Annotated in this window: 9 protein-coding genes; all 9 read left to right on the forward strand. The window is 46.2% G+C overall.

The window, feature by feature from the left end; genetic code table 11:
- Window positions 1–6: 6 nt before the first annotated feature.
- Window positions 7–3,069, forward strand: coding sequence for a DEAD/DEAH box helicase family protein (locus WJM45_RS20430; RefSeq protein ID WP_341326852.1), 3,063 nt, complete (start codon window positions 7–9; stop codon window positions 3,067–3,069).
- 17 nt (window positions 3,070–3,086) lie between these two features.
- Window positions 3,087–3,374 (forward strand): hypothetical protein, encoded by a 288-nt coding sequence (locus WJM45_RS20435; protein ID WP_341326853.1) that lies wholly within the window; start codon window positions 3,087–3,089, stop codon window positions 3,372–3,374.
- The gene (locus tag WJM45_RS20440) at window positions 3,362–3,766 is read left to right on the forward strand and encodes a type II toxin-antitoxin system VapC family toxin (RefSeq protein ID WP_341326854.1); all 405 of its coding nucleotides are present in this window, start codon (window positions 3,362–3,364) and stop codon (window positions 3,764–3,766) included. The genes WJM45_RS20435 and WJM45_RS20440 overlap by 13 nt, the downstream gene beginning before the upstream one ends.
- A gap of 4 nt (window positions 3,767–3,770) precedes the next feature.
- The gene (locus WJM45_RS20445) at window positions 3,771–6,575 is read left to right on the forward strand and encodes a site-specific DNA-methyltransferase (protein ID WP_341326855.1); all 2,805 of its coding nucleotides are present in this window, start codon (window positions 3,771–3,773) and stop codon (window positions 6,573–6,575) included.
- Window positions 6,576–6,602: 27 nt separating this feature from the next.
- Window positions 6,603–7,733, forward strand: coding sequence for a DUF262 domain-containing protein (locus tag WJM45_RS20450; protein ID WP_341326856.1), 1,131 nt, complete (start codon window positions 6,603–6,605; stop codon window positions 7,731–7,733).
- Window positions 7,717–8,844 carry a DUF3696 domain-containing protein gene (locus WJM45_RS20455; protein WP_341326857.1) on the forward strand — a complete coding sequence of 376 codons (1,128 nt, stop codon included), beginning with the start codon at window positions 7,717–7,719 and terminating at the stop codon, window positions 8,842–8,844. Before WJM45_RS20450 ends, WJM45_RS20455 begins: the two co-directional genes overlap by 17 nt.
- The gene (locus WJM45_RS20460; RefSeq protein ID WP_341326858.1) at window positions 8,844–9,791 is read left to right on the forward strand and encodes a hypothetical protein; all 948 of its coding nucleotides are present in this window, start codon (window positions 8,844–8,846) and stop codon (window positions 9,789–9,791) included. Before WJM45_RS20455 ends, WJM45_RS20460 begins: the two co-directional genes overlap by 1 nt.
- Before the next feature lie 41 nt (window positions 9,792–9,832).
- Window positions 9,833–11,911 (forward strand): UvrD-helicase domain-containing protein, encoded by a 2,079-nt coding sequence (locus WJM45_RS20465; RefSeq protein ID WP_341326859.1) that lies wholly within the window; start codon window positions 9,833–9,835, stop codon window positions 11,909–11,911.
- A gap of 64 nt (window positions 11,912–11,975) precedes the next feature.
- A complete protein-coding gene (locus WJM45_RS20470) occupies window positions 11,976–12,740 on the forward strand; it encodes a hypothetical protein (protein ID WP_341326860.1) in 765 nt (254 codons plus the stop codon).
- The last annotated feature ends 3 nt before the right edge of the window (window positions 12,741–12,743 follow it).

Below are 12,743 nucleotides of genomic sequence, written 5' to 3' on the forward strand. Positions count from 1 at the left end.
AACAACATGGAAAACGAGTTTTTCAGCAAGCCCATACTCAATTCGCCTTACGAATACCCGGCTAGGCATTGGGAACTGGATGATAAAGGACAGCCGACACAAAAGATCATTGAGCAACGGCGGCGTGCTGAATTTATTACTCCAATTCCTAAACCCAAAAAGGTCAAAGGTTCAGCTAAACAAAAACAACTGTTCGACTTTGAAGAATCGGATGGACTGTCGACCAACGAGCAACGCTACGATCCCACCCCTATAATTAATGAATTACGCAAGAACGTAGACGAATGGCGTAAACTTTCGGACCCATCTAGTTGGTTAGTTACTCCAGAAACAGCTCGATTACTGCAATATTGGCGTCATCATAATTTCAATAGTGTCAGACCATTTTTTTGTCAGGTCGAAGCGGTAGAAACCTGTATTTGGCTGACGGAAGTCGCTCCAAAACTCGGAAAGCAAGGTAAACGATTTCTTCAGCATTTAGAGGCCGCCAATCAAAACGCTAATCCTGGTTTAATGCGTTTGGCATTAAAACTTGCGACAGGTGCCGGGAAGACCACGGTGATGGCGATGATCATCGCTTGGCAAACAGTCAATGCGATTCGTCGTCCCAACAGCAAAAATTTCTCGCGTGGATTTCTAATCGTTACACCCGGATTAACCATTCGCGACCGTTTACGTGTTCTCCAACCCAACGATCCAGACAGCTATTACTCAACTCGGGAACTCGTACCCAGCGATATGCTGAGTGACATCGAGCGGGCCAAAATCGTCATCACCAACTATCACGCCTTTAAGCTGCGTGAGCGTTTGGAAATCTCCAAAGGCGGTCGTTCGCTACTGCAAGGTCGTGGTGGCGAAACGCTCAATACAATGGAAACCGAAGGGCAAATGTTGCAGCGCGTCATGCCGGAATTGATGGGCATGAAAAACATCATGGTGCTCAACGACGAAGCGCATCACTGTTATCGAGAAAAGCCCAATCATGATGACGAAAAGCTTAAAGGGGACGAAAAAAGAGAAGCTGAGAAAAACAATGAAGCCGCTCGACTATGGATTACCGGTTTGGAAACGGTTAATCGCAAATTAGGCGTACAACGCGTCGTCGACTTATCAGCGACACCGTTTTTCTTGAGAGGCTCTGGCTATGTGGAAGGGACTCTGTTTCCATGGGTAATGAGCGATTTTTCGCTAATGGACGCAATCGAATGCGGCATCGTCAAATTACCGCGTGTTCCGGTTGCTCAAAATATTCCAGGCGACGAAATGCCTATGTTTCGCAACTTATGGGAGCATATCGGAAAGAAAATGCCGAAAAAGGGTCGAGGCCAAGGCAAAGCGTTAGATCCATTAAGCATCCCAATCGAATTACAAACCGCGTTGGAAGCCCTCTACGGCCATTACGAAAAGACCTACCAGCTCTGGCAGGCTAGCGGCATCAAAGTGCCGCCGTGTTTTATTGTGGTGTGTAACAACACCAGCACATCTAAATTGGTCTATGACTACATATCGGGCTTTCAGCGGGAAAACGAAGACGGTTCGTCCACTTTGGAAAATGGTCGACTGCCATTATTCCGAAATTATGATGATTATGGTAACCAACTTGCTCGCCCCAACACCCTGCTGATTGATAGCGAGCAACTCGAATCCGGAGATGCGCTCGACAACAACTTTCGCAGTATGGCAAGCGACGAAATCGAACGTTTCCGCCGCGAAATCATCGAGCGTACCGGCGACCGCAGACAAGCCGACAATCTGTCCGATCAAGAACTACTGCGCGAAGTCATGAACACCGTCGGCAAGGAAGGTCGACTCGGCGAATCTATTCGCTGTGTGGTTTCAGTTTCTATGCTAACCGAGGGTTGGGATGCCAACACCGTTACTCATGTGTTGGGGGTTCGCGCTTTCGGCACCCAATTACTTTGCGAACAAGTGATTGGTCGTTCCTTACGCCGCCAATCTTACGAACTCAACGAAGATAACTTATTCAACGTCGAATATGCCGATGTCTTGGGCATACCCTTCGATTTCACAGCCAAACCGGTTATTGCCCCTCCGCAACCACCCCGGCAAACCGTACATGTAAAAGCAGTCAAACCCGAACGCGATCACTTGGAAATACAGTTTCCCAGGGTACAAGGTTATCGTGTCGAATTACCTGAAGAGCGGTTAACAGCAGAATTCAACACCGATTCCATACTTGAATTAACCCCCGATCTGGTCGGACCATCGGTTACCCAAAATGCCGGCATCATTGGCGAATCAGTTGACCTTAACCTGGTTCATACCGGCGACATGCGACTGTCGACATTGTTGTTCCATCTCACCCAACGCCTGCTCTACACTAAGTGGCGCGATCCAGGCGATGAACCCAAACTATACCTATTTGGACAACTGAAACGCATTACTAAACAATGGCTGGACTCCTGTCTAGTGTGTAAAGGAGGAACTTATCCCGCCCAGTTGATGTATCAAGAATTAGCTGACATGGTATGCGAGAGAATAACTCAAGCTATCATTAAGTCGCCCAACCAAATCAACCGTCCCATCAAAGCCGTGCTTGATCCTTACAACCCCGTTGGGTCGACCAGTCACGTCAGCTTTAACACATCAAAGACAGAACGGTGGGAAACAGCCGCTAATCGTTGCCATATCAACTGGGTAATCCTGGACAGTGGTTGGGAAGCAGAATTCTGCCGTGTGGCGGAAAAACATCCCAAGGTTAAAGCCTATGTTAAAAATCATAGTCTCGGATTGGAAGTGCCTTATCGCTATGGCTCGGAAACCCGCAAATACTTGCCCGATTTTATTGTCCGAGTCGATGATGGCCATGGCGATGATGACCTGTTGAACCTGATTGTCGAAATCAAAGGCTATCGCCGCGAAGATGCCAAAGATAAAAAAGCCACGATGGAAACCTACTGGGTGCCGGGCGTAAACAATCTCCTTACCTTTGGCCGTTGGGCCTTTGCCGAATTTACCGAGGTTTATCAAATCGAAACCGACTTTAATGCCAAAGTAGAAGCCGAATTCGACAAGATGATTGAACAGGTAATGCAAAAAAATGTGTAAACTTGATTCATAGGTCTATGAAAGACGAATACGATTTTTCAACAGCCGAGCAAGGCAAATTCTATGTCCCGATTACCGAGGTCAGTATGCTAAAAAGTTACGAAGCCACACTGGATCATGGCCAAATTAAATGGCTGGGCGAGCGACCGGCCATAGAGTCGGCGCGCGTCATCGTTACAATTCTCGAAGAATCCCTGCCCAAAACTAAGCGCCGTCCGCCGGCATCCATTGCCGGTAAAGGTCAAACGCTGGGTGACATCGTCAGCCCGATTGTCGATACAGAGGACTGGGAATGCCTCAAGTAATCGTCCTGGATACCCATATTTGGTTTTGGTGGATTACCGAAGAACATCAGCGTTTTCCGGCAACCTGGCGAGATTTGATCGAAAACGCCGATCAAGTCCTGGTTTCGCCGGTTTCCTGTTTTGAAATAGCCCTGGCCCACCAACGCGGTAAGCTGTCCTTACCGTGCGAAGCCGGACAATGGCTGGAACAAGCACTCTCACCTGCTGGCGTAGAACTCTTGCCACTCACGGCCGCTATCTCCGCGCGTGCCGTTGCCTTGTCGCCGGTACATAAAGACCCATTCGACCGCATCATCATCGCCTCGGCCCTGGATCATCAAGCCCAATTGGCCAGCATCGATAGCGTTTTCCCCAACTATCCGGAACTCAAATCCTGTTTATTACCCGTCTAATTTCATGGCAAAAACTTCCAAGAACGGCTTGAGCCAACTCACTGTCGAAACCATTATCCACGACGAAGCCACCCGTAAAAACATACCCACCGCCGAATACCAATCGGTGATGGCCAAGGACGAGCAAAGCCCGATTCGCTTGGCGTACGAACGCCGCAACCGCGACCTCGATCCGCAACTGGTCTGGCGAGGCAAGGACGAACAGGATTGGTCGGACTTGGTCGTGCATGCGCCGCCGCTGTATATCCAGGAAAAAGTCCATCCCAAAGTGCTGATCGACGATCTGCTGCGTCGTACTGAAAGCCAACAACCGGCGGAGCCCGATCAAATCGACCTGTTTTCCGACTTCAACGGTCTACCCGACGACAACGCCAAAACCGAGTTTTACAAACACGACGGCCATTGGACCAACCGCATGATCTTAGGCGACAGCCTGCAAGTCATGGCTTCGTTGGCCGAACGCGAAGGTTTGCGCGGCAAGGTGCAATGCATTTATTTCGATCCGCCCTATGGCATAAAATTTAATTCCAACTTCCAGTGGTCCACCACCAGCCGCGATGTCAAAGACGGCAACGCTGACCACATTACCCGCGAGCCGGAACAGGTCAAAGCCTTTCGCGATACCTGGCGCGACGGCATCCATTCCTATTTGACTTATTTACGCGACCGGTTGACCGTGGCGCGGGACTTGTTGACCGATTCAGGATCGATTTTTGTGCAAATTGGGGAAGAAAATCTGCATCGAGTTCGAGCTGTCATGGATGAGGTTTTAGGTGAGAACAATTCAATTGTCACAATTATTGTAAAGAAAAAAAGCGCAACAACGTCAACTGATCCAGTTAATGATTATTTAGTTTGGTATGCCAAGAACAGGGAGCAACTTAAACTGCGTACTCTTTATAAAGAAAGAAGAGACCCTGATGAAGATAACAAATTTAATACCTTAATATCTCCAGAAGGCGAGCATGCTCGTGTTGTTAAATTAACGGAATTCGAAATTGAGCAAAAGCTTGATTCTGGTTGGAGATGGGCCAGGGTTAATTATCCACTTGTGAGTCAAGATAGGTCTGAAAGAAGCAAAGATTTTGAATTTCATAATAAAGATTTTGAATGTGGCGCTAACAGACATTGGACCTATGACCCTGAAATTGATATGCAACGCCTTGCTCGGGCTGACAGAATTTTTGATGGGGGAGGAAAGTCACTAGGAGGCGTAGTTTTCTGGAAGGACTGGGCATATGCTTCCATTTCGAATATTTGGACGGAATTTCATGGGGAAAAATTCCCCGTTTACGTTGTTCAAACAAATCCAAGATTGATTGAACGATGTTTGCTTATGGTTACTGACCCAGGCGACCTTGTCCTCGACCCCACTTGCGGCTCCGGCACCACCGCCTATGTCGCCGAACAATGGGGGCGCCGATGGATTACTCTCGACACCTCCCGAGTTGCGTTAGCCCTGGCCCGCGCCCGCATCATGGGCGCTCGCTATCCCTATTATCTGCTGGCGGATAGTTACGAAGGACAACGTAAGGAAGCCGAACTTACCCGATCCGCGCCATCTAGCCAACGCACCAGTGGCAATATCCGTCATGGTTTTGTCTATGAGCGCGTGCCGCATATCACCCTTAAAGCTATCGCCAACAACGCCGAAATCGATGTTATCTGGGACAAGTTTAAGGAAAAACTGGAACCGCTGCGCGAACAATTGAATCAAGCCTTGGACAAACAATGGCAGGAATGGGAAATCCCCCGCGATGCCGATCCGAAGTGGCCGGAAGCCGCGACAAAAGTGCACAACGACTGGTGGGAGCAACGCATCATCCGCCAGCAGGAAATCGACGCATCGATCACCGCCAAAGCCGAATTCGAATACCTGTACGACAAGCCCTATGAAGACAAGAAAAAAGTCCGTGTTGCCGGACCATTTACTTTCGAAAGCCTGTCCCCGCATCGGGTGTTAGCCGTCGATGAAAACGACGAGCTGGTCGATGGCATCGCCGAGGCGGACGGAGAATACCGCGAAGAACGCGACTTCGTGCAACTGATTCTGGAAAATCTGAAAACCGCCGGCGTACAGCAAGCGCATAAAACCGACAAAATCGATTTTACGTCCCTTTCGCCCTGGCCCGGTGAACTGATCTGCGCCGAAGGCCGTTACTCGGAAGGTGACGAGAATTCCGGAAACGAAAAACGCGCAGCCGTGTTCATTGGGCCCGAATTCGGCACGGTATCTCGCCCAGATTTAGTGGCTGCCGCCCGCGAAGCCGGCGACGCCGGTTTCGATGTGCTAATCGCCTGCGCTTTCAACTATGACGCCCATTCCTCGGAATTCGAAAAACTCGGCCGCATTCCCGTATTGAAAGCCCGCATGAACGCCGACCTGCACATGGCCGAAGACCTGAAAAACACCGGCAAAGGCAACCTGTTTGTTATCTTCGGCGAACCGGACATCGACATCCTGGGTGCCGAAGACGGCAAGATTCAAGTCAAAGTCAACGGTGTGGATGTGTTCCACCCCAACACCGGCGAAGTCCGCAGCGACGGCGCCGAAGGCATCGCCTGCTGGTTCATCGACACCGACTACAACGAAGAAAGCTTCTTCGTCCGCCACGCCTATTTCCTAGGTGCCAACGATCCCTACAAAGCTTTGAAGACCACGCTGAAAGCCGAAATCAATGAAGAAGCGTGGGCCACATTGAACAGCGACACATCAAGACCATTCGAAACACCCAAATCCGGGCGAATCGCGGTCAAAGTCATCAACCATCTTGGTGATGAGGTGATGAAGGTGTTTAAAATACAGTGATGAAAGTTATCGACAGAGTTAATTTTTATGACAAATTCCGCAATCGAGAATCAAATGAACATTGTTGACTTGAATACTGAAGAAGAGGAAGTAGAAGGCCTTGGCAAAGACGAAGATGCCTCTTTGGGTGATTACCCAATTGATACATTATTAATTAGAAATGAGACACGTACAGTTCATGATGTACTTCGTCGAATTAAAGCTGGGGCCTTTGTTATGGACCCTGACTTTCAACGTGATTTCATATGGGGGAATGATAAGCAGAGCAAACTAATTGAGTCTGTACTTATGCGGATTCCATTACCGGTGTTCTATTTAGGAGAAGATGACCAAGGAAGAATGATTGTTGTCGATGGTTTACAAAGATTATCGACTTTTAATAGATTTGTGAATAACGAACTTAAATTAAAGCTTCCTAATCAACTTGAACTTGATAATAAGTATTTTAAGGATCTATCTCCTAAACTTCAAAATCGTTTAGAAGACTGTAACTTAATACTTTATATCATTGATGCGAAGGTACCAGAACGGGCTCGTTTAGATATATTCGAACGAGTTAATGGCGGAATACCTTTGACTCGACAACAAATGCGGAATTGTCTGTACAACGGAAAAGCGACGAAATTTCTTAAAGATGAGTCCTCAACTAAAATCTTCAAGCAAGCAACAGGAGGTAGTCTTAAAACTCAAACCATGCGTGATAGAGAGTTCGTTAATAGGTTTTGTGCCTTTAGATTATTACCTTTTGAAAACTATAAAGATGGCATGGACGAATGGCTTGCAATAGCATTAAAAAAAATGAATTCTCTTGATGATACTTCATTAATTAATCTCTCCAATGAGTTCCAGAATTCGCTACAAAACAATCGCATACTCTTTGGTGATCATGCTTTCCGAAAGCATGAACCGGGACAGGACAGAAGAGGTGTTCTAAATGCTTCTCTATGGGACGTTATGGTTACTGGTTTGGCCCCATATTCTCAGAATCAAGTCGAAAGTCACGCAGACAAGCTTAAATCCCGTTTTTATTCATTAATTAAAGAGAATAAATTCGTGTGGTCGATCACTTATGGCCCAAACAGTCCCGATCGAGTCAAGTATCGATTCGAAGAAACCCAAAAAATGTTCGCGGAGGTATTTGATGTTCACTCGTCTTGATCTTCAATACTTTAAATGTTTTGAATTACTTCGCTTACCTCTACGCCCCCTCACGCTTCTGACTGGGACTAACGCATCAGGTAAGTCATCGGCTCTGCAAGCTCTAGTCTTATTGCATCAGACAATGCGAGAACACGAGTGGTCTAAACGCTTGATGTTAAACGGCGAATCTATAAAGTTAGGCACTGTTCTAGATGTTGTAGATAAAGTTCATGGTAGGAAAAGCTTTGAAATTGCTATTGTAGACAGTGAACAAACATACTCTTGGGTATTCACTGGAGATCGCGATGAACTTTCTATGGAAGTTCAGAGTGTAATTGTCGATCAAGAAACAAATGAGCGGCCTGAAGCATTACGCTACTTACTGCCGCCAACAATCAATACCTCATTTGCTAATCGTCTAAAAAATCTTACCTATATAACTGCAGAGCGTATTGGACCTCGCGAAGTATATCCGCTTGAAGATCGTCAGATTGCATCTGTTGTAGGCTCTGCAGGCGAACACGCGGTCAGTATATTGCACTGGGGACGTGATGAACCGGTTTTAGATGAGCTGGTTATGCCTGATGTAATAAATAAAAGACTTTACCAAGTCGAAGCACGGATGCGAATGTTCTTTCCCGGATGTGGATTAGAAGTACAGCAAGTTCCGAAAGTAAATGCCGTTACATTGGGATTGCGTACTTCTGATGCGACAGACTTTCATCGACCTATTAATGTTGGCTTTGGCCTTACACAAGTTTTACCCATCGTGATTGCTGCTCTATCTGCCGCTAAAGATGACATTCTTATGATTGAAAATCCGGAAGTACATCTTCATCCAGCTGGACAGGCATTAATGGGGCAGTTTTTAGCCGAAGTTGCTCGTGCAGGGATACAGGTTATAGTTGAAACGCACAGTGACCATGTGCTTAATGGCATTCGTCGAGCAGTGAAAGCTTGTCGAATTCAGCCAGAACAAGTTGCAGTTCATTTTTTTAGACCATCATCTGCTGAAATTGCTCAAGTAGTTAGCCCTCAAATGGATGGAAACGGAAACATAGATTCATGGCCCGATGGATTTTTTGACCAGTTTGATAAAGACATGAATTTCTTTGCCGGGTGGGATTAATGCAACTAATGCTAAATGACCTGTCCCTGCATGGACAATTTCAAAACATTTCTGACTTTCAGAATGCGATTCGTTCCTTAATGAGCATACGAAGCAAAATCAAGCAGTTTGGATATGAAATATATTGCCATCGTAACGTAACGCAGGCGCAGATTACACATCAGCTCACTATGCAACAAGCCATTCAGAAATTTGATCAAAATGAACGTCGGTCAGTAATGGGATGGTTGACTCAGCATGGACCCTTTTGGGAGGACGAACCTCATCATGCTTCAGATGATTATTTGGAATACCAAGATCAAGTAGTTACAGATACGGCTTTAGGTGAGGCTGCTTATCGTTGTATTAACGGCAGCGAATCTCAGTTAGTTAGTTTACTTCCGTCTGATTGGATATTTACACCAATCAACGTTATTTTGCACAATGATACTGTTACAAATATTGACGTTCTCAACCATTGGGAAATTAATACAATTGAGGCCGCTTTGCGCGACTCGTTTCCACCGATTCAATCATGGGAACAATTGGCTTCCATTATGCCGGATCGATGTTCCAATTTAATTTTTTCTTCTGATAGTTTTGAACCATTGAAAGGTCATCCCTTCGTTAATGGTGCAGCAAAACGAATTGTTGAATTACTGGAAACTTTGGATAAGTTCAAAACTTATTTTGATGCACAAGGACAAAGAACTGTCGAAGGGCAACGGATTTATCAAGATCATTTCACTGGTAAAAAAGCTTGGTTCACTGACTCATCACCTAGTGAAAAAAATGAATTTAATAATGAACTGACTTTTAAACATCCTAGCAAACATACGGAAACTTTATTCTGTACTTGGCACGGAAAAATAAAAACGCCACAGCTTCGTATTCATTTTTCTTGGCCCATTAGTAAAAGTGAGCCGTTGTATGTAGTTTATATTGGTCCCAAGCTAACTAAACAATAAGCGCGATTGGAATCCTGAAATGACACTTAAGGGATAATTCATTGGACTTCCGCATCTCCGACACCTTCACTGACAGCCTAGCCAAACTCACCGGCGAAGAACAAAAAGTTGTCAAAACCACCGCTTTCGATTTGCAACTGAACCCCGAAAATCCCGGTTTTAGTTTTCATAAATTGGATCGAGCAAAAGACAAAAATTTCTGGTCGGTCCGGGTCAATACCGACATTCGCATTATCGTGCATAAAACACACAGTAGTCTGTTGCTGTGTTATGTCGATCATCACAATAAGGCCTACCACTGGGCGGAGCGTCGTAAGCTGGAAACCCATCCTAAAACGGGTGCTGCTCAGATTGTAGAGATTCGAGAGCGTGTCGAGGAAATCGTTGTTCCGAAATACATCGAAACTGTACAAGTTAAACCGGCCAAGCCTTTGCTATTTGCCAAGTACTCGAATGACGAATTGCTTGGTTATGGAATACCGGAAGAATGGTTAGAGGATATTCGTGCTGCAAACGAAGATTCGATTTTGGAGCTGGCAGACCATTTACCGGCAGAAGCAGCTGAAGCCGTGTTGGATTTGGCGGTTGGAAAGATACCTGCGGCTCCGGAATACGCTGCGCCGGTTATCGATCCTTTTCAGCATCCGGATGCCTTGCGGCGCTTTCGAGTTATGGGTAACGCCGAAGAATTGGCACAGGCGTTGGACTTTCCTTGGGATAAATGGACGGTATTTTTACATCCTGCCCAACGGCAATGGGTTGAACGTGAATTCAAAGGACCTGCGCGTGTTTCCGGTTCGGCCGGCACCGGCAAAACCATCGTGGCGTTGCATCGAGCCGTGTATTTAACACGCCTTGCCCCTGAAGCAAGGGTTTTGTTAACGACGTTCTCACCGACATTAGCTAATGCTTTGCGTAACAAGTTGAAGCGTTTAATAAACAGCGAGCCGCGTTTAGCCGAACGCTTGGAAGTGCATGCGTTAGATTCGGTTGGGCAACGTTTGTACGAATCGAATGTTGGCAAATGCCAATTAGCTAATGCCGATTTGATTCGCGGGTTGTTGCATTCGGCCTCTCAACACGTTGAAGGAAATAAGTTCAGCCAGACATTTTTGTTATCTGAATGGGAACAAGTCGTTGATGCGTGGCAATTGGATAGTTGGGAAGCCTATCGTGACGTGAAGCGGCTTGGCCGAAAAACGCGTTTGCCGGAGGCCCAGCGACAACAACTTTGGTCAATATTCGAGCGAGTGTTAACCGCTTTGGAAGAACGCCAGATATTGACTCATGCTGCTATTTTTACCTGCTTAGCGCAACATTTCACCGAACAAGGGCGGTATCCGTTTGATTTTGTCGTAGTCGATGAAGCGCAGGATATCAGTGTGGCTCAGTTACGCTTTCTTGCTCCATTAGGAGGAGAGCGAGCCAATGCTTTGTTCTTTGCAGGCGACCTTGGTCAGCGCATTTTCCAACAGGCATTTTCTTGGAAATCTTTGGGCGTGGACATCCGTGGTCGTTCCCGCACTTTACATATTAACTATCGCACGTCTCACCAAATTCGAGCCCAAGCCGATTTGTTGCTTGGACCGGATATTTCCGATGTCGATGGCAATGTCGAAGATCGTAACGGAACGATCTCGGTTTTTAATGGACCATCACCCTCTATTTTGAAACTGGATTCGCCGGAGCAAGAAGTTAAAACGGTTGCTGCTTGGTTATCTGAAATAACAAGCAATGGCATTAACTCACACGAAATTGGCGTATTTGTCCGCTCAGAAGCAGAACTGGAACGGGCCACGAACGCTGTGTCTTTGGCATCGTTACCGTGCTTGGTTTTAGACGAACGGGTTGAAACAACGACGGGGCATGTCTCGGTTTGCACGATGCATTTAGCCAAAGGGCTGGAGTTTAGGGCCGTTGCCGTGATGGCCTGCGATGACGAAATCATTCCCTCCCAAAGCAGAATCGAGTCGGTTGCCGATCCTGCCGATTTAGAAGATGTCTATGAAACAGAACGCTACTTACTTTATGTGGCTTGTACTCGAGCGAGAGATCATTTGTTAGTGACCAGTGGCGATGTGCCTTCTGAATTTATTGAGGATTTGATGATTACTGGGTGAAACTCCGGATTTACCATTTTGACAATCGCTCTGTAAAACAACTGTAAAAAATTGAAAGGATAAGATGGACGCTTTATTAAACAAATACCGTAATGTCATTCAAAATCTACCAAGTAACTGCTTCGATGAGAAACTTCTCATGGATAGAGATGGCAAGTTATCTATTTATTACGCACCCTTTGAATATATCAATCCGGAAGCAAAGGTCGTTATCGTAGGTATTACGCCTGGCCGCACTCAAATGAACAATGCGTTACGAGAGGCACAACATCAATTGAAAGCTGGTGCCGATAATCATACTGTGCTTCGTCAAGCAAAACTGACGGGTGCATTCAGCGGTACGCTAAGAAATAACCTCGTCAATTTGTTAGATCATATTGGCATCAACCACTGGCTAAACATTGATACTACCGAACATTTATTTGGAAGAATGGCGCATCTCGCGCAAACGGCGTCAGTGTTGTCATATCCGGTATTTGTGGAGGGTAAGGATTACAACGGTACGCCCAACATGCTTAAGCATCCATTACTAAAGCGATATTTGCGCGTTCATTTTGGAAAGCAGGCTCATCAATTAAGTAAGGCGATTTTTATCCCTCTGGGTGATAAACCTAAAGAAGCTTTGAATTTTTTATCTGTCGAGGGAATTATCGATACAGATAGAATTCTTGGCGACTTACCGCATCCATCAGGCGCAAACGCAGAACGTATCGCATATTTTCTTGGTAGGAAGAGTAAAAATTCTTTGTCTGCAAAGATGAATCCAGAAAAACTGGATATGGCAAAAGACAGGCTGACTAGCCAATTATCGATTATCAGAAGCAGGTAATTA

This window comes from Methylotuvimicrobium sp. KM2 (assembly GCF_038051925.1).
Taxonomy (GTDB): Bacteria; Pseudomonadota; Gammaproteobacteria; order Methylococcales; family Methylomonadaceae; genus Methylotuvimicrobium.

What these genes read in the sequence shown, in the direction of transcription:
- WJM45_RS20430 (WP_341326852.1), top strand. Translation starts at nt 7, where the DNA reads ATGGAAAACGAGTTTTTCAGCAAGCCCATACTCAATTCGCCTTACGAA.
- WJM45_RS20435 (WP_341326853.1), top strand. Translation starts at nt 3,087, where the DNA reads ATGAAAGACGAATACGATTTTTCAACAGCCGAGCAAGGCAAATTCTAT.
- WJM45_RS20440 (WP_341326854.1), top strand. Translation starts at nt 3,362, where the DNA reads ATGCCTCAAGTAATCGTCCTGGATACCCATATTTGGTTTTGGTGGATT.
- WJM45_RS20445 (WP_341326855.1), top strand. Translation starts at nt 3,771, where the DNA reads ATGGCAAAAACTTCCAAGAACGGCTTGAGCCAACTCACTGTCGAAACC.
- WJM45_RS20450 (WP_341326856.1), top strand. Translation starts at nt 6,603, where the DNA reads ATGACAAATTCCGCAATCGAGAATCAAATGAACATTGTTGACTTGAAT.
- WJM45_RS20455 (WP_341326857.1), top strand. Translation starts at nt 7,717, where the DNA reads ATGTTCACTCGTCTTGATCTTCAATACTTTAAATGTTTTGAATTACTT.
- WJM45_RS20460 (WP_341326858.1), top strand. Translation starts at nt 8,844, where the DNA reads ATGCAACTAATGCTAAATGACCTGTCCCTGCATGGACAATTTCAAAAC.
- WJM45_RS20470 (WP_341326860.1), top strand. Translation starts at nt 11,976, where the DNA reads ATGGACGCTTTATTAAACAAATACCGTAATGTCATTCAAAATCTACCA.